This is a genomic window from Methylorubrum sp. SL192 (genome assembly GCF_026672325.1).
GTDB lineage: Bacteria > Pseudomonadota > Alphaproteobacteria > Rhizobiales > Beijerinckiaceae > Methylobacterium > Methylobacterium extorquens.
The window spans coordinates 3413374-3432075 of sequence record NZ_JAPPQV010000003.1; the positions used below are offsets into that span (position 1 = coordinate 3413374).

The 18702-nt window shown below is 70.4% G+C and carries 20 protein-coding genes; 4 read left to right on the forward strand and 16 right to left on the reverse strand.

The features are described from left to right. Position 1: 1 nt before the first annotated feature. Complete coding sequence (locus tag OVA30_RS16805; protein WP_268176123.1) at positions 2–1765, reverse strand: acyl-CoA dehydrogenase; 1764 nt, start codon at positions 1763–1765, stop codon at positions 2–4. 109 nt (positions 1766–1874) lie between these two features. Here OVA30_RS16805 and OVA30_RS16810 point away from each other — a divergent pair, with 109 nt between their 5' ends. Continuing rightward, a complete protein-coding gene (locus tag OVA30_RS16810; RefSeq protein WP_268177508.1) occupies positions 1875–2864 on the forward strand; it encodes an L-threonylcarbamoyladenylate synthase in 990 nt (329 codons plus the stop codon). Between the two features lie 43 nt (positions 2865–2907). On the opposite strand, the gene OVA30_RS16815 is transcribed toward OVA30_RS16810, so the two are convergent. The 6 genes from OVA30_RS16815 to OVA30_RS16840 form a co-directional block, all read right to left on the reverse strand. Continuing rightward, positions 2908–3504, reverse strand: coding sequence for a hypothetical protein (locus OVA30_RS16815; protein ID WP_268176124.1), 597 nt, complete (start codon positions 3502–3504; stop codon positions 2908–2910). A gap of 267 nt (positions 3505–3771) precedes the next feature. After that, entirely contained in the window at positions 3772–5535 is a 1764-nt protein-coding gene (locus OVA30_RS16820) for a PAS domain-containing sensor histidine kinase (RefSeq protein ID WP_015952305.1), read from the reverse strand. Then, positions 5525–5860 carry a circadian clock KaiB family protein gene (locus tag OVA30_RS16825; protein WP_268176125.1) on the reverse strand — a complete coding sequence of 112 codons (336 nt, stop codon included), beginning with the start codon at positions 5858–5860 and terminating at the stop codon, positions 5525–5527. The genes OVA30_RS16820 and OVA30_RS16825 overlap by 11 nt, the downstream gene beginning before the upstream one ends. Next, complete coding sequence (locus OVA30_RS16830) at positions 5857–6264, reverse strand: circadian clock KaiB family protein (protein ID WP_268176126.1); 408 nt, start codon at positions 6262–6264, stop codon at positions 5857–5859. The genes OVA30_RS16825 and OVA30_RS16830 overlap by 4 nt, the downstream gene beginning before the upstream one ends. Continuing rightward, positions 6261–8000 (reverse strand): circadian clock protein KaiC, encoded by a 1740-nt coding sequence (gene kaiC, locus OVA30_RS16835; protein ID WP_056464517.1) that lies wholly within the window; start codon positions 7998–8000, stop codon positions 6261–6263. The genes OVA30_RS16830 and kaiC overlap by 4 nt, the downstream gene beginning before the upstream one ends. Further along, positions 7990–8220, reverse strand: a complete 231-nt coding sequence (locus tag OVA30_RS16840; RefSeq protein ID WP_056464519.1) for a hypothetical protein — start codon at positions 8218–8220, stop codon at positions 7990–7992. The genes kaiC and OVA30_RS16840 overlap by 11 nt, the downstream gene beginning before the upstream one ends. A 196-nt stretch (positions 8221–8416) precedes the next feature. Here OVA30_RS16840 and OVA30_RS16845 point away from each other — a divergent pair, with 196 nt between their 5' ends. Beyond that, positions 8417–8803 (forward strand): response regulator, encoded by a 387-nt coding sequence (locus OVA30_RS16845; protein ID WP_268176127.1) that lies wholly within the window; start codon positions 8417–8419, stop codon positions 8801–8803. A 22-nt stretch (positions 8804–8825) separates the two neighbouring features. Here the strand turns inward: OVA30_RS16845 and OVA30_RS16850 are convergent, their stop codons facing one another. The 3 genes from OVA30_RS16850 to OVA30_RS16860 are packed head-to-tail and all read right to left on the reverse strand — an operon-like array spanning position 8826 to position 11191. Continuing rightward, positions 8826–10172 (reverse strand): ATP-binding protein, encoded by a 1347-nt coding sequence (locus tag OVA30_RS16850; RefSeq protein WP_268176128.1) that lies wholly within the window; start codon positions 10170–10172, stop codon positions 8826–8828. Further along, positions 10169–10834: a response regulator transcription factor gene (locus tag OVA30_RS16855; RefSeq protein WP_253387564.1), complete on the reverse strand. Its 666-nt coding sequence runs from the start codon at positions 10832–10834 to the stop codon at positions 10169–10171. The genes OVA30_RS16850 and OVA30_RS16855 overlap by 4 nt, the downstream gene beginning before the upstream one ends. A 24-nt stretch (positions 10835–10858) precedes the next feature. After that, a complete protein-coding gene (locus OVA30_RS16860; protein ID WP_012255258.1) occupies positions 10859–11191 on the reverse strand; it encodes a PepSY domain-containing protein in 333 nt (110 codons plus the stop codon). A 166-nt stretch (positions 11192–11357) separates the two neighbouring features. On the opposite strand from OVA30_RS16860, the gene OVA30_RS16865 reads away from it, so the two are divergent. Further along, a complete protein-coding gene (locus OVA30_RS16865; RefSeq protein ID WP_268176129.1) occupies positions 11358–11993 on the forward strand; it encodes a thermonuclease family protein in 636 nt (211 codons plus the stop codon). A gap of 15 nt (positions 11994–12008) precedes the next feature. Here OVA30_RS16865 and OVA30_RS16870 read toward each other — a convergent pair whose 3' ends face one another. The 6 genes from OVA30_RS16870 to OVA30_RS16895 all read right to left on the reverse strand — a co-directional run bounded on the left by OVA30_RS16870 (position 12009) and on the right by OVA30_RS16895 (position 17439). Further along, positions 12009–12302 carry a hypothetical protein gene (locus OVA30_RS16870; protein WP_056115726.1) on the reverse strand — a complete coding sequence of 98 codons (294 nt, stop codon included), beginning with the start codon at positions 12300–12302 and terminating at the stop codon, positions 12009–12011. Next, the gene (locus OVA30_RS16875; protein WP_012255261.1) at positions 12302–12652 is read right to left on the reverse strand and encodes a DUF3325 domain-containing protein; all 351 of its coding nucleotides are present in this window, start codon (positions 12650–12652) and stop codon (positions 12302–12304) included. The genes OVA30_RS16870 and OVA30_RS16875 overlap by 1 nt, the downstream gene beginning before the upstream one ends. Beyond that, a complete protein-coding gene (locus tag OVA30_RS16880; RefSeq protein ID WP_268176130.1) occupies positions 12649–14241 on the reverse strand; it encodes a PepSY-associated TM helix domain-containing protein in 1593 nt (530 codons plus the stop codon). Before OVA30_RS16880 ends, OVA30_RS16875 begins: the two co-directional genes overlap by 4 nt. Continuing rightward, positions 14238–14552, reverse strand: coding sequence for a hypothetical protein (locus OVA30_RS16885; RefSeq protein WP_003602349.1), 315 nt, complete (start codon positions 14550–14552; stop codon positions 14238–14240). Before OVA30_RS16885 ends, OVA30_RS16880 begins: the two co-directional genes overlap by 4 nt. Before the next feature lie 9 nt (positions 14553–14561). Continuing rightward, positions 14562–16919 (reverse strand): TonB-dependent siderophore receptor, encoded by a 2358-nt coding sequence (locus OVA30_RS16890; protein ID WP_268176131.1) that lies wholly within the window; start codon positions 16917–16919, stop codon positions 14562–14564. A 241-nt stretch (positions 16920–17160) separates the two neighbouring features. Continuing rightward, on the reverse strand, positions 17161–17439 hold the full coding sequence (locus tag OVA30_RS16895; protein ID WP_003602343.1) for a hypothetical protein: 279 nt from the start codon (positions 17437–17439) through the stop codon (positions 17161–17163). A 646-nt stretch (positions 17440–18085) separates the two neighbouring features. Between OVA30_RS16895 and OVA30_RS16900 the strand changes: the two genes are divergently transcribed. Beyond that, complete coding sequence (locus OVA30_RS16900) at positions 18086–18277, forward strand: hypothetical protein (RefSeq protein ID WP_042509003.1); 192 nt, start codon at positions 18086–18088, stop codon at positions 18275–18277. The last annotated feature ends 425 nt before the right edge of the window (positions 18278–18702 follow it).

An 18702-nucleotide genomic window follows, 5' to 3' on the forward strand; every position in this document is an offset into this window, starting at 1 on the left:
TTCACCCCGCAAGCGCGAAGGCGGGATCGTCGGCGAAGTCGCCGCCCGCGAGAATCGACTGCTCCAGGCCACCGGCCGCCGGCAGCAGGTTCTCGGCGAAGAAGCGGGCGAGCGCGATGCGCGCGGCGTGGGCCGGATCGGTCTCGCCGGCCTTCACGGCCGCGCTCGAAGCCAATCCCGCCGTCGCGAGGCAGGCCGCGCCCTGAACGAGGCCGAACAGGCGCAGATACGGCGTCGCACCGGGCAAAGCCTCCTGCGGGCGGTTCGAGGCGAGCGCCTTGAGCAGGAAACTCGTCGCCCGGTCGAGGCTGCCGATGCCCTCGCGCAAGCGCGCCGCCGCGTGGCCGAAGCCGGGGGTGCCATCCTTCAAGAGCCCCTCCGCGACCCGCCGCATCGAAGCGATCTGCGCGCCGACCGTGGCGCCGCCGTTCAGCGGCAGCTTGCGGGTGACGAGGTCGATCGCCTGGATGCCGTTGGTGCCCTCGTAGATACCGAGGATGCGGGCATCGCGCATGAGCTGGGCCGCCCCCGTCTCCTCGACGAAGCCCATGCCGCCATGGACCTGAACGCCGAGCGAGGTCACCTCGTTGGCGATATCGGTGGAGAAGGCTTTGGCCACCGGCGTCAGCAGCGAGGCGCGGTCATGCGCTGCCTTCCCCTCGGGTCCATCAGCGGCGTCGAGGCCTTGCGCGGTGAGGTAGCAGAGGCCGCGGGACGCCGCCGTGTAGGCCTTCATCGTCAGCAGCGTGCGCTGGATGTCAGCATGCGCCACGATGGCGCTGACCGGCTCGGGCGAGCCCGGCGCCCGGCCCTGGCGGCGCTCGCGGGCGTAATCGAGGGCCTTCTGATACGCGGCTTCCGCCACGCCCACGCCCTGCAGCCCGACATTGAGCCGGGCCGAGTTCATCATCGTGAACATGCAGGCTAGCCCCCGGTTCTCCTCGCCGATCAGCCAGCCGGTCGCGCCGCCCGCGTCACCGAAGGCCATGGAGCAGGTCGGCGAGGCGTGGATGCCGAGCTTGTGCTCGATACCCGAACACCGCAGGTCGTTGCGGCTCCCGTCCGGCAGCACCTTCGGCACGAGGAACAGCGAGATGCCGCGGGTACCGGCCGGCGCGTCCTTGAGGCGGGCGAGCACGAGATGGCAGATGTTGTCGGCAAGGTCGTGCTCGCCATAGGTGATGTAGATCTTGGCGCCGGTGATCCGGTAGCTGCCGTCGCCCTGGGCCTCGGCGCGGGTGCGCAGAGCCGAAAGGTCCGAGCCCGCCTGCGGCTCGGTCAGGTTCATCGTTGCGGTCCACTCGCCCGAGACGAGCTTTTCGAGGTAGCGGCCCTTCAGCTCGTCGGAGCCGTGGGCGGCCAGCGCCTCGACGCCGCCGGCGGTCAGCAGCGGGCACAGGCCGAAGGCGAGGTTGGCCCCGTTCCACATCTCGGTGCAGGCGGCAGCGATCAGGTGCGGCAGGCCCTGCCCCCCGTAATCGGGCGCGGCGAGCACGCCGTTCCAGCCGCCCTCGACGAAGGCGCGGTAGGCTGACGCCCAGCCCGGTGCGGTGGTGACGCGCCCGTCCGAGAACGGCGTGCCGTGGCGGTCGCCGATCCGGTTGAGCGGGGCGATGACGTTGCCGGCGAGCCGGCCCGCCTCTTCGAGGATGGCGACCGCATCGTCCGGGCCGATCTCGGCCCCGCTCTGCGCCAGCACGGCGTCGAGCCCCGCGACGTGGCGGAGGGTGAAGGCCATCTCCTCGACGGGCGCGCGATAGCTCATGACCGGTACACCGCTCCTCCCGCCGCGCGTCGAGGGGGCGGCGATCCCGTTTGACGGCTTGCGGCTGAAGGGTCTACGGCCGGCCGTTCTTCCTCGCATCCACTCCGATATGGACGCCGCACCGTCAACCATCCCCACGCTGCGCCTGGCGGCCGACGCGGACGGCCTCGCGCGGGCGGCCGCCCTGCTCCGGGCGGGGCGCCTCGTCGCCCTGCCGACGGAGACGGTCTACGGGCTCGGGGCCGACGCCACCGACCCGGAGGCGGTGGCCGCGATCTACGCGGCCAAGGGGCGTCCGCGCTTCAACCCGCTGATCGCCCATGTCGCGACGCCCGAGGCTGCGTTGGCCGAGGGCGTGTTCGACGAAGCCGCCCTCCGCCTCGCGAAAAAATTCTGGCCGGGGCCGCTGACCCTGGTGGTGCCGGCGGCGCCCGGCGGCTCGGTCTGCGATCTCGCCCGGGCCGGGCTCGACTCCGTGGCGCTCCGCGTGCCGGCCCACGACATCGCCCGCGCGCTGCTGGAACAGGTCGGGCGACCGGTGGCGGCGCCCTCGGCCAACCGTTCCGGACGGGTGAGCCCGACCAGCGCCGACCATGTGCTGACCGATCTCGACGGGCGTATCGCGGCGGTGCTCGACGGGGGCGAATGCCCGGTCGGTGTCGAATCCACCGTGGTCGCCTGCCTCGGTGGCCCGCCCCGGCTGCTGCGCCCCGGCGGGGTGACGCGGGAGGCCCTCGCCGCCGTGCTGGGCTTTGCCCCCGAAACGGCCGGTGATCCGGGCTCGCGGCCTGTGGGTCCCGGTCTGCTTGCCTCGCACTACGCCCCGCGGGCCGGGGTGCGGCTCGAGGCCAGGACCGTCGAGCCGCGTGAGGCGGTTCTGCTGTTCGGCGCTTTCCGCCCCGCTGGGCTGGACCGTGCGGCCGCAGTCGAATCCTTAAGCGAGCGCGGCGATCCGGCGGAAGCCGCCGCCCGGCTGTTCGGGGCCCTGCGCCGGCTCGACGCCTCGGGCGCACCGACCATCGCCGTCGTCCCGGTGCCGGAAGAGGGGCTGGGCGAGGCGATCAACGACCGCCTGCGCCGGGCTGCGGCGCCGCGCTAAAGTCCGCGGCCGTTCATTACAGCAGGGCTCCGCCTTTCAGAGATCATCCGAAGTAGGTGAGAATCAAAAGCCGCAGGCGTGGGATGATCAAGATCTCGCTTTCACGTCCTGTTGTGAAAAACGCGCCCGGCTGACGAGCCGCTTCGGTGACGACATCGGTATCGAACTGGCGGGCGCTCTGTTTCAAACATCCAAGCGCCCCGGCCCATTTGCCATCGCCGATCCAAGTGCTCGGCACGGGCGTCTCCTGCCAGGGCTGATAGGTAAAGTAATGTTCCTCGGGGCTATTCTCGTAGCCGCGTCCGATGCGGGCCGATCCGAGATGCGCCAAACCTTGTGCTGCAATCTGTTCAGCCGCCGAGTCGGAGAGTCGAAAGGCGACCCCACCGCAGGCTTCGCGGGTGATAGGCAGGAACAGACTCGACAGACTCGCATCCGAACCTTCGGCAACCATGGTCGTGATGCCGATCTCCGCCGGAATCGCTCGCCGATAGTGGGACGCGGATTGCTCCGCGAACGGATCGGCAAAAGGAATACGGTGCAGCAATGCCCATGCGCCCAGCAGCATCGCCCCGTTCAACGTCAGGAGAAAGCCAAGGCCACCCAACGTCCGCAGCGTCCAGCGTGTTGCCTTGTTCATCCTGCGGCCCCGACTCGGAACGACCTGCCGCAGCCTACAACCAATCCCCTTCCAAAGGGCTTTGGGAGCCATCGCGCTTCGGCCGTTCCGAAGCGGAAAATCGGCCTCCGAACTTCCTGCATTTTTTTGCGGAACCAGACGGCCTCCGGCGCATTGTCCGATCACGAAGGCCAGTTCAGCCCCCAATGGCCTTTTCCCTTCAAGGCTCGGAGCAATCCGAGCCTTTTTTCTTGCCCGCCGCGCAAGCCGCCGCGGGCGAAGGGAAAATCACCGCGCCCGCGCGGCGCGCCGCTGGATCGCCCGGCGCAGGATGCGCGAGAGATCCTCCACCGAGTAGGGCTTGTGCAGCAGCGGGAAGCCGTGGTGCCCGTCCTCGGCCAGCACGTGGCTGTAGCCGGAGGAGAGCACGATCGGCATGCCCGGTGTCCGCCCCAGGATCGTGCGGGCGAGTTCGACCCCGTTCATGCCGGGCATCACCACGTCGGTGAACACCACGTCGAAGCGCTCCGGCGTCCGGTCGAGCTCGGCCAGCGCCTGCTCCGCGTCCATCGCCCAGACGGTGCCGTAGCCGAGTTCGGCCAGCGCTTGCGTCGCGAAGGCGCCGACCTCGCGGTTGTCCTCGACGAGGAGCACGCAGGTGCCGTGGCCGGGGGCTAGCGGCTCGGGCTCGTCGGCGGACTCGACCATCGTTGGGGCGACCTTGGCCCGCGGCAGGAACAGGGTGAAGGTCGTGCCCTGTCCCAGCACGCTCTCCACCGCGATGTCGCCGCCCGATTGCTTGGCGAAGCCGAACACCTGGGACAGCCCGAGCCCAGTGCCCTGGCCGACGCCCTTCGTCGTGAAGAACGGCTCGAAGATCCGCGACAGGTCGGCGGGCGCGATGCCCGTCCCCGTGTCGGAGATCGCCACCGCCACGAAGTCACCGGGCACGGCCGGATGGGTGCGCAGGGCCGGAATCTGCCCGGCATGGCCGACGCGGATGGTGAGCGTGCCCTCGCCGTCCATGGCGTCGCGGGCGTTGACGACCATGTTGACGAGCGCCGTGTCGAACTGGCTCGGATCGGCCTCCACGAGGCAGGCGAAGGGCTCGCCCGCGGCGTCGAAACAGGGCTCGATCAGGGTCTTCACCTGGATGCGCGCGCCGGTGAGCGTGCCGACCATGTCGGCCACCGACGCGACGCCGCGGCCGGCATCGAACACCTCGGGCTTCAAGGCTTGGCGCCGGGCGAAGGCGAGGAGCTGGCCGGTCAGCTTGGCCGCCCGTGCCACCGTGTCGGAGATGGCGTCGACATAGCGGCGGCGGCGCTCCTCGGCGAGATCGGGGCGCTTGAGCAGGTCAGTCGAGGACTTGATGACGGTGAGCAGGTTGTTGAAATCGTGCGCGACGCCGCCGGTGAGCTGGCCCACCGCCTCCATCTTCTGGCTCTGGCGCAGCGCCTCCTCGATCCGCTCGCGCTCGGCCACCTCGGCACGCAGGCGCTCGTTGGCCTCGGCGAGTTCGTGCAGGCGCAGCCGCTCCGCCGTGAGGTCGGTGATCACGCCGCAAAGGAGCAGGGTGTCGCCGTCGCCGTCGAGGCGGTTCAGCGACAGGTAGGCCGGGCGCTCGACCCCCGCCTCGTCGCACAGGGCGATCTCGCCGCGGGCCGGCATCCGCGCCGCCTGCGTGATCAGGGCGGCGAGCGCCGCGTCCTGGCCCCCGGCGGCGAAGCGCGCGAAGGGCTGGCCGATCAGGCGCTCCTGCGGGGTGCCCAGGGTCTCGGCGAGCCGGCGGTTGCAGTAGAGCAGCGTTCCGTCCGGCCCGAGGGTGAAGGCGCCCTCCTGGATCTGCTCGATCAGCACCCGGTAGGGCCGGTCGGCATTCTCCAGGGTGTAGACCAGCCGCTCGCCGCTAGGACCCTCGACCACGATCGCATCGAAATCGCCCCGGCGGATCGCCGCCAGGGTGTCCTCGACCTCCTCCAGCCGCGTTTCCAGCGCGCGGATGCGCGCCTGCGCTTCGTCCAAAGCCGTGGCGTCGGGCTCAGTGCTCATCGGCGGCCCCGCCGAGTCCAAGCGCGCCGAGTCCAAGCCCGTCGAGGACATGCCGCTCGTCGCTCAGATCGCCGGTGATGCGCCGGGCGGGGAGGGGAGAGAGCCGCACCAGGGTCGGCGCCGCGACCACGCCGTCTTCGCCCGCGAGCGCCGATTGCTGGTAGATGTCGACCACTTCGAGGTCGCATGCGCCCCCGAGCCGATGCTCGCACAGGCGGCGCACGCTCTCGATGCTGCGGGTCGAGCGCGGCGAGGTGCCGGCGACGTAGAGGCGCAGCCGGGTGTGCCCGGCCTCCCCGTGGCCCGTGATGTCCCCGCCGCTCAAATGCCGTCCACCTTCGCTGCGGGATTCTTCTCGGCGAGGCTCTGGGGCCGGATATCGAGGCCGACCAGCACCTTCTCGGTGTTGGACAGGTCGCCGATGATGCGCTTGAGCGGCGCAGGCAGGCGGCGCACCAGGGTCGGGATCGCCAGGATCTGGTCACCGGCCGCGAGCTGCGGATTCTTCATCAGGTCGATGACCTCAATGTCGTAATGGCCGGCGAGGTGCTCCTCGCAGAAGCGCTTGAGGTTGGCCATCGCCGTCAGCGACTTGGCGGTCTGCCCGGCGACGTAGAGGCGCAGGTGGTAATGGCCTTCGTCCACCGTACCCTCGTCCACCGTACCCTCGTTCACTTGGCCGGAGGCTTCGGCGTCGAGCCCGTCCTCGGTTGGTTCGGAGCCGCTCATCGCGTGCCTCCCCGGCGGGTGGAGAGGATGCGCCGCTCGCTCGTCAGCATCGCCTCGCGCATCTCATCCTCGCTCAACAGCACCGCCTCTTCCTCTGCCGCGGCTTCCAGGGTGGCGCGCAGTTCGTCGATCTGGCGCTCCAGCGACTGGCGCCGCCGCTCCGCCTCGCGCCGACGGCGGCGGCTCTCCTGCTCACGGCGCAGAACGGCGGCGGCTTCCTCCGCCTCCTGCACGACGCGGGCGGTGCCCGTCAGCACGCCCGCCGGGCCGATATAGGCCTCGACGAGGGCGATGCCGTCGCCCGACATGCTGAACTCGCGCACTTGGTTCGAGTGGCGCATGCCGCGGGCCTTGATGACGTAGAGCGTGCGCGAGCGCTCGCCGTTGGCCTCGATGTTGAGGAGCTTGATCCAGGCATCCATCAGCGAGGAGACGCCGATATTGCTGTCGTGGTCGAGGCTGCCGTCCTCGCGCAGGCTGGTGAACACCGCGGTGATGCCGCGGCTCTTCAGCATGTCGACCATGCGCAGCATCGTCGCCTGAAGCTCGGCCGGCGGGCCGCGTAGCGCGGAGAGCGGATCGACCACCACCACGGTGGGCGCGAAGCGGTCGATGTCCCGGTGCATGCGCGCCAAGTGCATTTCCAGGCCGTAGAGGCTCGGACGCGCCGCCTCGAAGCGCAGCAGGCCCGCCTCGACATGGCGGGCGAGGTCGAGGCCGATCGAGCGGGCGTTGCGGATGATCTGGTCACCGCTCTCCTCGAACACGAAGGACATGCAGCGCTCGCCGCGCGCGCAGGCCGCGGCGATCATGCTCGACGTGATCATGGTCTTGCCGGTGCCGGACTCGCCCGACACGAGGATGCTCGTGCCGCGGTGGAAGCCGCCGGGTTCGAGCATCGCATCGAGGCCGGGGATGCCGGTCGAGGCCACGCCCTCGGCGATGGTGTAGTCGAGGTCGGCCGCCGTGACCGGCAGGACGCTGATGCCCTCGGCATCGATCAGGAACGGGTACTCGTTGGTGCCGTGGGCCGAGCCGCGATACTTCACCACGCGCAGGCGCCGCGTCGTGATCTGGTCCTCGACGCGGTTGTCGAGCAGCACCACGCAGTCGGAGACGTATTCCTCCATCCCCTGGCGGGTGAGCTGGCCGTCGCCGCGCTCGCCGGTGATGATCGCGGTCAGGCCCCGGTCCTTGATCCAGCCGAACAGGCGGCGGAGTTCGGCCCGCAGCACCGTCTCGTCGGAAAAGCCCGCGAACAGGGTCTCGATCGTGTCGAGCACGATGCGCTTGGCGCCGATCGAATCCACCGCGAAGCCGAGGCGGATGAACAGGCCTTCGAGGTCGTACTCGCCGGTCTCCTCGATCTCGCTGCGCTCCACGCGGACGTGGTCGATGGCGAGCTTGCCCTGCGCCACCAGCCCGTCGAGGTCGTAGCCGAGGGAGGCGACGTTGGCGACGAGATCCTCGGCGCGCTCCTCGAAGCTCATGAACACGCCGGGCTCGCCGAAGCGGGTCGCGCCGTTGACGAGGAAGGTGGTGGCGAACAGCGTCTTGCCGCAGCCGGCCGCGCCGCAGACCAGCGAGGGCCGCCCCTTCGGCAGGCCGCCGAAGGTAATGGTATCGAAGCCGTCGATGCCGGTGGCGACCTTCGCGAGCGCGGGAGCGCTCTTCGAAGCGTCCTTGGGGGTGCCCTTGGGAGTGTCTTGGGGCGGGCTCGCGGATTCAGACGCCAAGGCAGGTCTCCAGGACGATTTCTTCCCCGGCCGTCATCGGGGGCAACCCGTCCGGTCCGCTGTCCAGGCGCAGGATCGTCATGGGGGAGCGCTGCGGCCGGGACACGAGGATGGGGGCGGGCGCCGGCAGCGGCGCCGGTCGCAGGCGCCGACGGGAAGGGGCGGAGGCGTCGTGAGGCAAGGGCGTCGTCATGAAGGTGTCATGGCGGGCCTCGAGCACCCGATTCCCGGCTCCCGTAATGCAAAGGCCAGGGGGTGGCAATACACGGCCCGGCGAGCGCCCGGCCGGCCCGCCGGGCCGTGATTTATGTTCGATATTTCTTCGAATCTTCTGCGGCTCCGCTGAAACCAATCGCCGCGCGGACACTTTGAGGAAAGCCGCTTCTCATCAACCCGCTACAGCTCGCTTGACCCCCATGTCCTGTCTGTCCGAGCCGACCGATTCGTCCTCCGCCCCCCGCATCCTCGTCGTCGAGGACGAGTGTTTCGTGCGCATGGTGGCCGTCGACATGCTGGAGGATGCCGGCCTGCCGGTGGCCGAGGCGCCGGATGCCGACGCAGCCCTGCAACTCCTGGAGGGGAAGGCCCAGGCCTTCGGCGCCCTGTTCACCGACATCGACATGCCGGGCTCGATGGACGGGCTGACGCTGGCGGCGCGGGTGCGGGCGCGCTGGCCGCATATTCGCCTCGTCGTCACCTCGGGCCGGGTCCGGCCGCGCGCCGACGACCTGCCCGATGCGGGCTTCCTGCCGAAGCCTTATGGCCGCTCCGACCTGCTCGGCGCCCTCGGCCGGGCCGCCTGACGGCATCGCTCCGGCGCCGGCTTCAGACCGCCGGAACCGGCCAGCGCATCTCCACTCGCAGGCCACCGAGTTCGGAGCGGCTGAGGCGCATCCGCGCGCCGACAGCCTCCGCGAGGTCGCGGGCGATGGCGATGCCGAAGCCGGTGCCGGGCCGGCTCTCGTCCCAGCGCCGGCCGCGGGCGATGCCGGCGATCGCCGCCTCGCTCATGCCGGGGCCGTCATCCTCCAACACCAGACGGTGTTCGCCGCCCTCCGCGCCTCCCGAGACGCGGATGCGGCGGTGGGCCCATTTGCGGGCGTTGTCGAGGAGGTTGCCCAGGATCTCGGTGAGGTCGCCCTCGTCGCCGGGAAAGGCGAGGTTTTCCGGGACTGCGATCTCCCAGCGTAGGGATTCCCCCTCGGGGAGCCGTTTCAGTGCACCGACAATCCGCGCAATGGCCGGTCCGACCGGGCAGGCGCGCCGCCGCAGGCCGCCCGAGGCCGCCCGCGCCCGGGCGAGCGTGCGCTCGACCTGCCGGCCCATGGCGTGCGCCTGCTCGGCGATCTCGGCCGCGAGCGCAGGGTCGGCGGCTTCCGTGCGGCGGGCCAGCGCGTCGAGCACCGCGAGCGGGGTCTTGAGACCGTGAGCCATGTCCCCGGCGCCCGTGCGCGCCCGCTCCAGGTCGCGCTCCTGCGCGTCGAGCAGGCGGTTGAGGTCGGCCACCAGCGGGCGCACCTCCTCTGGAAAGGTGTCGGGCAGTCGCGCCTGCGTCCCGGCATGGATCGCGGCGAGATCCGCCCGCAGGGTCCGGAAGGGCGCCAGCGCCCGGCGCACGAACAGCGACATGGCGAGCGTCAGTGCCGCGAACAGCGCGCCGAGCGAGGGCACAAGCAGGCGCAGGAAGGTGGCGCGGCTCTGGGCGAGGTCGCGGCGGTCCTCGGCCACCGTGACGGTGAGCGCCACCGTGCCGCCGTTGCCCGGAATCGAGACCCGCCGGGTCACGGCGATGAGCCGGCCGCCATCCGGTCCGGCGAGGTCGCCGACCGCCGGCTCCTCGGACGTGTCGGGCAGCGTGCCGAGGCTCCGGTCCCAGAGCGAGCGCGAGCGCAGGGCGGTGCCGCCGGCGCGCTCCACTTGCCAGTAGAGGCCGCCATAGGGCGTCGAGAAACGTGAATCCGGCGGCTCGCGCGGCAAGGTCGGAGCCCCGTCCGGCGCCAGGGCGACCTGCCCGGCGATGAGCTTGGCGGTGCGGTCGAGGCCGTCGGCGGTACGGGCGTCGAGCACCCGGTCGAAGATCAGCGTCAGCCCGATCCCGGCCAGCACCAGCGCCAGGGCAATCAGCCCGGCGGCGGCGAGCCCGAGCCGCAGGCGCAGCGAGCCGCTGTTCACGGCGGATCGGACGGCACGAGGTAGCCGTGGCCGCGGCGGGTCTCGATGATGCCGGGGCCGAGCTTGCGCCGCAGCCGAGTCAGCAGGGCCTCCAGCGCGTTGGCCTCGCGGTCGCTGTCGCTGCCGTGGAGATGGTCGAGCAACTCGCCCGCCGCCACGACCTGCCCCTGGCGGTGGAGCAGGAAGGCGAGCAGGCGGTATTCGAGCGCGGTGAGATCCGTCTCACGGCCCGACACCGAGACGGCGCGGGTGCGGGTGTCGAGTTCGACCGCGCCGGCCCGCAGGACGGGGGAGGCGTGGCCGGCGGTGCGGCGCAGGATGGCGCGCAGCCGCGCCACCAGCTCCTCCATCCGGAACGGCTTGACGAGGTAGTCGTCGGCGCCCGCATCGATCCCCTCGACCCGCTCGCGCCAGCCGTCGCGGGCGGTGAGGATCAGCACCGGCAGGGCGACGTCGGCCCCGCGCAGGCGGCGCAGCACGCCCAGCCCGTCGAGGCGGGGCAGGCCGAGGTCGAGCACCATGGCGTCGTAGGTCTCGGTCTCGGCCCGGAACCACGCCGCCTCGCCGTCGCCGACGATCTCGGCGACGTAGCCGGCCCGCTCCAGACCCTCGCTGATATCGGCCGCGATGCGCGGCTCGTCTTCTACGACGAGGATGCGCATGTCGTCCCCGGAAGCGCGCGGGCCTCAATCATCGTCGTCCACGTCGAGGAGCTTGAGGGAGCTGGCATCGATCTTCACGTCGCGGCGACGCCCGTCGGTGCCGAGGATGCGCAGCTTGTAGAGCCAGCGCCCGTCGTCGCGCTTGAGGTCGAGCGCCACCACGTCCCCCGGCACGGCGGCGCGGGCGGCGGCGAGCACGGCGTCGAGGGGGCGGATCTCGCCCCGCTCCAACGCCCGCCGCGCCCGCTCGCCGTCGTCGTCGGCCCGCGCCGGCACGGCGCCGAGAGGCACGGCACTCAGAGCCGGGATCAGCGCGACGAGCGCGAGGAGGAGCGGGCGAAGCGGGAAAGGGGACATCGGGGCACGAACCATGGCGCGACGCGAAAGAGCCGGAGTCCGGCTGACGCGAGGCTGACAGGCGGCGTCAGGCTCGCGCGAAGGGGGGCCTGCGAGAAGGCGGCATCGACGGCGCAGCGGCTCTGAGCGGCGCGCCGACCACCCTCTTCCCGCGAGACCCCTTCCGATGTCGCTCACCACCACCATTCTGCTGATCTACGCTGCCTGCCTCGCCGGTACCATCGCCAGCCCGGCTCGATCCCACAATGATCGCACCCACGACGATCGCGCCTCGGAAGGACCGGGCACCCGGCGCCTGCTGGCCGCGCTCCTCGTTCCCGCGCTGGCGCTGCTCGCCGGATTGCAGGCCCCGCCGGCCCGGGCGGGCGAGGCCACGCCCCGGATCGTGAGCGGCCCCGCCACGGTGATCGACGGCGCGACCCTCGACCTCGGCGGCCGGCGCCTGCGGCTCTACGGCATGGATGCGCCCGATCTCGACCAGACCTGTTCCGACGGGCACGAGCGCGACTATTCCTGCGGCCGCGCCGCCGCCGCGGCCTTGACGGCGCGGATCGGCGGGGGAAACGTCACCTGCGAGCTGCGCGAGGCGGATGGCAGCGCGACCGCCCTTTGCCGTCGCGACGGCGAGGACCTCGCCGCCTGGATGGTCGCCAACGGCTATGCCATCGCCGACCGCAGCGCGCCGGCCGCCTACGAGGCCCAGGACCGGCGCGCCTGGGGCCGCCGTGTCGGGTTGTGGTCGGGCGTGTTCGAGATCCCCGCCGACCGGCGCCGGATGCGCCGCGCCAGCGCCTCGCTCTGAGGCGTGATCGCGGCGTCAGCCGCGCCGGGCGAGCCCGCCCGCGTAGTCGCGCAGGACCGCCGCGACCAGGGCGGCGACCTGCGCCTCGGTCTTGGGCGCGCGGATCACGAGGCTCGCCATTACCTCCGGATGGATCCGTCGCTGCTTGGGCGTGCGGGCATGGTTCGACAGGCGCAGGCGCTCCGGCCCCTCGCCGCGGGCGAGGTAGCGGCTGTCGCCGCGGTCGTTCCGGGCGGTCTCGTGGAAGCCCTGCGCTTCGAGCAGGCGGCTCGCATGGGCGAGCGCCTCGAGCGGCGGGAGCGGGCGCATCAGGCCGCGACGGCGAGGACCGCCAGCGGCAGGGCCGAAGCGGCAAGGGCAGCGAGCGCAGCGGGGGCGACGTAGCGCGGCCGGTAGGACAGGAGCAGCACCAGCGCGAGCGCCGCCCCGGTCAGTGCGCCGATCCACTGGACGGGACCGAAGGCCCAGCCCTCCCACAGCCCGGCGACGAAGAAGGAGAGAGCGATCGCCCCCCAACCGAACAGGCGCAGGCGCAAGACCGCCGCCCGCTCCGCCTTGCGGTCGAAGACCTCCGCATGGTGCCGGTTGAGACTCAGGCAGAGGGCAGCGAGCGCGGCAAAGCTCAGGGACAGATTCACGGCGAGGACGAGAGGCGTCATGCGTGGGTCGGCTCAGGGCGCCGCGCGGGCTGGCGGGTGGGAGAGGCGGGAACCGGGACCGGCTTCGCAGCCCGTTTCGGTGCCTCGTAGCGCAGGATCTTGCGGGCGGCGACGGCGAACAGGGCTGCGAGCAGCAGCATCGCCCCGTCGAACCACACGAAGAGCGGGTCGCCGCCGCCCAGCCGCAGGGGATGGTCGGGGATCGTCAGGATGTCGGCCGCGACCACCGCGACGCAGAGCACCGACACGGCGGCCAGACCCTCGCACCACGCCCGGCGCTGCGGACGGAGGAGCGGCACCAGGGCGGCGACGATCCAGGCGCCGAAGAAGACGCGGATCTCCCAATCCTCGCGCCCGGCGAGACCGACGGGCAGCAGCCGGTTGGCGATGAAGAAGCAGGCGATGGCCGCCGGCAGGCCGGCGATGCTGCCGACATTCAGCGCCTGGACCAGCCGCAGGCCGAAGAAGGGCCGCTCCCCCGGCTTCGGCAGGCGGGCCAGCGACCACAGCACGACGCCGGTCGCGACCATGGCGCAGCCCATGACCCCGCACAGGAAGAACACCAGCCGCAGCAGGGTGCCGGCGAAGTGCGCCTCGTGCAGGCCGGTCATCACCGTGAAGGTCTTGGCCGCGGGCTTGAGACCACCGTCGCGGACCTCGATGATTTCGCCGCTCACCCCGTCGAAGGCGATTTGCGGATGCTCGTGCGAGAGGCCGTGCGGCTCCTCGAACACCGCGACCACGGTGGCGTTGGCGTCGCCCGGATTGACGATCGTGAGCCGCTCCAGCGGCTCCGGCCGGGCCGCGACCGCCCGCTCCACGATCGGCCCGAGCGGGGCCAGCGCGGCGGCCTGTTTCGCGGGCGGGCGCGGCGTCGTGATCCAGTTGGCCTCGGTGAAGAAGGTCTGGGCGTTGCCCTTGTAGGCGGTGTTCACGCCCCAGGGCATGTAGAACGTCGCGAGGGTGACGATCCCGGTATAGGTGATCATCACGTGGAACGGCAGCGCCAGCACGCCGGTGACGTTGTGGGCGTCGAGCCAACTGCGCCGGGGCGCCTTGTCACGGCGGAAGGTGAAGAAGTCGGCAAAGATCCGCTTGTGGGTGACGATGCCGGAGATCAGCGCCACCAGCATGATCATCGCGCAGAGGCCGACGACCCAGCGCCCCCAGAGCGGCGGCATGTGCAGCTCGAAATGGAAGCGGTAGAGGAAGTCGCCTCCTTGCGTGTCGCGCACGGTGGACTCGGTCCCGGTCCGCGGATCGAGCAGGACGTGGCCCGGACGCTCGCCCGGCCGGGTGCGCCAGAACAGGTCGAGCACCGGCTTGTCCGGCTGCGGCAAGCCGATGAACCAAGTCCGCGCCTTGGCCGCGTGCTGGCCGAGATAGGCCACCGCATGCTCGGTCGCCGCTCCGAGGGCGGCCGCCTCCACCGGCTCGACGCGCGTGAATTCGGGGCGCATCCAGCGGGAGATGTCCGGCCGGTAGTAGCTCGCGGTGCCGGTGACGAAGATCGCGAACAGCACCCAGCCGACGATCAGGCCGGACCATGTGTGCAGCCACGCCATCGACTGGCGGAAGCTTCCCTTCATGGCGCGGATCCTCCCATCGCCAGCCAGAGGAGGGCGCCGAGCACCAGGGCCGTGCCGGCCACGGTGAGCAGCGCCCGCAGCAGCGTGCGCGTCGCGAAGACGAGCACAACGATCCCCGCCATCACGGCGAAGCTGAGCAGGGTCGCCGTCGCCACCGCCTCGGAGCGCGCCATCGGCAGGGTCAGCGACAGCAGCGCGGTGGCGAGCGCGGCGATCCCGTATCCGCCGCCCGCCGCCAGGACGACCCGGCCGGCCACGGAGGCCCGCTCGAGCGCCGTCGTTCTGCCTTGCGCGCTGCCTTGCGAAGCCATGCCGGCCTCCTACCAGCGATAGCGCAGGGTTGCATAGACGGTCTGCGGCAGGCCGTAATAGCAACTGGTGTAGCCGTTGCAGCCGCTGACGTAGCGCTCGTCGAGGAGGTTGTTGGCGTTCAGCTGCATCGAGAAGCCCTGGAGCGTCGCGTCGAGGTACTTCAGGTCGTAGTTGAGCGTGGCGTCGACGAGCACGCTGGCCGGCACCTTGAAGGTGTTGGCTGCATCGCCCCAGGACGGCCCGAGGTAGCGCACGCCGCCGCCGACTTCGAGGCCGAGGAGCGGCCCCTCGCTGAAGCGGTAGGTCGCCAGCAGCGAGGCGGTGGAATCCGGCACCAGAACCGGGCTGCGGCCCTGGAGCGGCACCGTCTGACCGGGGGTCAGGTCGTTGGCGGTTCGGCCGTCGTCGCGGACGTTGCGGATGTCGAGGAGCGAGAAGCCGCCGACCAGGGTGACGCCCTCGGTCAGGTTCACCCGCGCCTCGAACTCCATGCCCTGCACCCCGACCTGTCCGGTCTGGACGACGAAGGCGCTGCCGTTCACCGGGTCCGCGGTCGTACGGTTCGACTGGCGGATGTCGAAGAAGGCGGCGGTGAGCAGGATGTCGGTGCCGGGCGGCTGGTACTTGATGCCGGCCTCGTACTGGTCGCTCGATTGCGGATCGGGCACGCGCCCGACGGTGCCGAAGGCCGGGTCGAACACGCGGCCCGCGACGATCGGCTCGAAGGCCTGGCTGTAGGACACGTACGGCGCCACGCCCGAATCGAACAGGTAGAGCAGGCTCGCCCGACCGGTGAAGGCGTCGGCCGGTGCGTTCTGGAGCGTCAGGGTGCTCGGTCTGCCGGCGGCGAAGGAGCGGGTCGGCCCGGTCTGGCGCGCGACGTCGTAGCGCCCGCCCAGCGTCAGCACGAGACGGTCGAACTTCGCCTGATCCTGGAAGTACACGCCGGTCTGCTGCGCATCGACCCGCGAGACCGTGTTGAAGGCCGGGACCGCGATGTTCATGTTGTAGTTCGGCGCCAGCACGTTCAGGTCCGGCGCGTCCGGGAACGGGGAGCCGCTCGTCCGGGTGCTGAAGGTGCGGTGATCGACGCCGAGCAGCGCGGTGTGGGCGATGAAGCCGGTGTCGAAATTGGCGACGAAGTTGCTGTCCATCGTGTAGGCTTCCGCCGCCACGTTGGTGCCGATGACCGCGCGCGGGATCAACGGGCCGCTGGCGAAGGGGCCGTTGCGGGGATTGAAGGCGCTGTAGACGCTGCGGTAGTCGCCCTGCGTGCGCAGGTAGCGCCCGGCCGAGTGGAAGCGCAGGTTCTCGCTGAAGCGGTGATCGAACAAGTACTCGATCGAGGCCTGGGTCCGGTCCGAGCGCTCGATGCCGCGGTCGCCGTCGTAGAAGTTCACCGGCAGGCGGCCGATGATGCCGTTGCCGAAATTGCGCGGGAACACCGTGCCCACCGCCGGGAAGCCGCCGTAGAAGCCCGAGAACGGATCGCGCTGGTAGTTGCCGATGATCGTGAGCTGGGTGTCGGCGGAAGGGCGCCACGACAGGCTCGGGTTGATCAGCGCGCGCTCGACCCGGGTCGTGTCCACGGGGCCGTCGCCGTTCCAGCCGAAGCCGACGATGCGGTAGGCGAACTGGTCGGCGAGCCAGGGCACGTCCGATTGGATCGGGCCGCCGACATCGACGCCGCCGCGCACCTCGCTGAAGCCGCCGCCCTGGACGAAGACTTCGCCGTGGCGGACGAATTGCGGCACCTTCGACACGAGGTTGACGATGCCGCCTGGGCCCGACTGCCCGTAGAGCACCGAGGCCGGACCCTTGATGACGTCGATGCGTTCCAGCCGGTAGGGCTCGATCGTGGCGTTGGCGTCGCGCCCGCCGATCAGCGCCATGCCGTCGAGGAAGACCGGCGCGTTGAAGCCGCGGATCAGGAACTGCTCCAGCCGGGTCGAGCCGGCGCCGCCGCGCTGCTCGGTGGTGACGCTCGGGGTGTAGCGCAGCGCTTGGTTGATGCTGAGCGCGTTCTGGTCCTCGATCTGCTTGCGGCCGATGACGGAGATCGACTGGGCCGTCTCCAGGATCGGCGTGTCGGTCTTGGTCGCGACGGTGCTGCGGCTGGCGACGTAGCCCGGCACGGCGCCCTGGGCGCCGCCGGGGCCGTACAGCGCGCCGCCGAGCGTGGCGCCGCGGCCCTCGCCGGTCACGCTCAACTCGGACAGCTCGACGGCGCCGGCCGCCTCCTGTGCGAGGCCCGGTACGGCGAGGCCGAACAGGGCCGTTCCCGACAGGAAGGTCGAGGCGAGCAGGCGCGCGATTTGGCCCGCACGCGGAGCCGGCCGAGCAGAAACGGCGCGATCTTCGAACATCTTTTCCGGTACGCTTTTAACTTAGGTTATAAAAACCTAAGAGGACACAACGAATTGTGCCTGCGTATGACAAACACCGAATGATGCATGCAAGATCTATGTTTTATAACTGTTATAAATACAAATACTTGAACGCTCGATCCTGTTTGCGCGCAACCATTTTTACTATCTGATATTTTCCTGTGCTGTTGCGGTTCTGCATCGGTCACATCGGTTCGGATAACCGTCTCGGAACGACGCGCTACAGACCGGTTCGGTCCGCTTCGCCCAAGAGCTGCCGGCGATGGACCGGATCCCAGATCCCTTCGAAGACCGGAGCCGGGCCTTTCAGCGCCTCGGGGGCCGGCATCACCGCGGCCGGAGCGATCGGCTGCTCCAGAATGGGAGCAAGGGACAGCGCGGCCGCAAGGGTGCCGATCACGCACAGGGCCGTGATCGCCCAGCGCGGCGCATTCCAGCTATGAAGAAGCACGGATCCGGCCGCGAGGAGCGCGGCGGTTCCGACGAGTTTGGGAAACATCGACGGCTCATTCGATACGACTCGGCCTCCCGGTGCGAGCGGGATGCCAGCGTGCTCTGTGCCAAATCGGGACATAGGCCGGATTTCGCGCGCTGTTCCAGCTGAAGGTCTTTGGCCCGATGAGAGCCGTATCCGGCCTGATGGCATCAGGCTTTCGTCTCTAAGCCATTGTTTAAAAGCGACTTTTGTCCGAACCGGCGCCAGTTTCATCGGAAAGCGCTCTAGGGCGCTCGATCACTGCCGAGACGCGATGTCGCGACGGAGCGACGGGCATGGCCCGCAAGGCGGCGCACGATCTGGCGCAATAGTGATCGGTCTTACCGGTGCCTTGAACCATATTTCATGTTAGGGGCGCGCAACGGTTCCACGATCCCAGGTGATCGGGAGGCGAACCCATTCGGCGAGGGAGGCCGACCCTAATGACGAGCATGCTGACCGTGATGGCTCTTCTTCTTGCCCCCGTGGGGGCTCTTGCGTTCGGCGCCTGGGCGTTCGGGCGTCTTCGTTCCGCGTCCTGACGCAGGGCATCGCCGCCCGCTCGAGCGGGCGGCGGCGCTCCGAGGCGACGTCCTGCCGATTTCTGACACAAAACGGCATCACCGATGGGGCATCGTGGCACGCGTGCCGGCGAAGGGAGATCCTGCGCATGACGATTCTGCTTCGGTTCGCGCGTGGCCTTGCATCCGCAGCGCGCCATGTTGCCCGCCTTTCGCCTAAGGTGATTCCGCTCGCGCTCGTCTCGGTGATCGGCCTTTCGGCCGACCGGCCGGCGAATGCCGACCGCGACGGCGATGGCGACGAGACGACCCGCTCCATCGTCTACCGCCACTACATCTGAACCCATCCCGGCCGCCGGCCACGCGAAAAAGCGGCCCGCCCACCTTGGGTGCGAGGCTCGGCCGGCGCTCGGCGATCCCGGCTCGCGCAATCCTCTGCCGGTGACGCCTCGGTCCCCCCGACGAAAGCCGCGTCGCGTGCCACGGATCGAGCGGGCCGGAACCAAGCGGAATGTCGACAGGGACGACGCGGGCGGCCCCCCGGCAGACGCCGTGAATCCGAGGCTGCACCCGAGAACCCGCACGCATCGTCCGGAGCCCGTTCGGCGAGACGATGCCCAAATGCTCCGCGCCCGGCATGGTGCAATCGAGAACGCCTCTTACTCCTTGTTCCGAGGCCTGCTCTTTCGCTGAACTGGTATCCACTTCGGTGGAGAGCGCCCTAGCCCGGAAGAGCGCCGCGGAATACCGCTGCGCGCATGAAGCC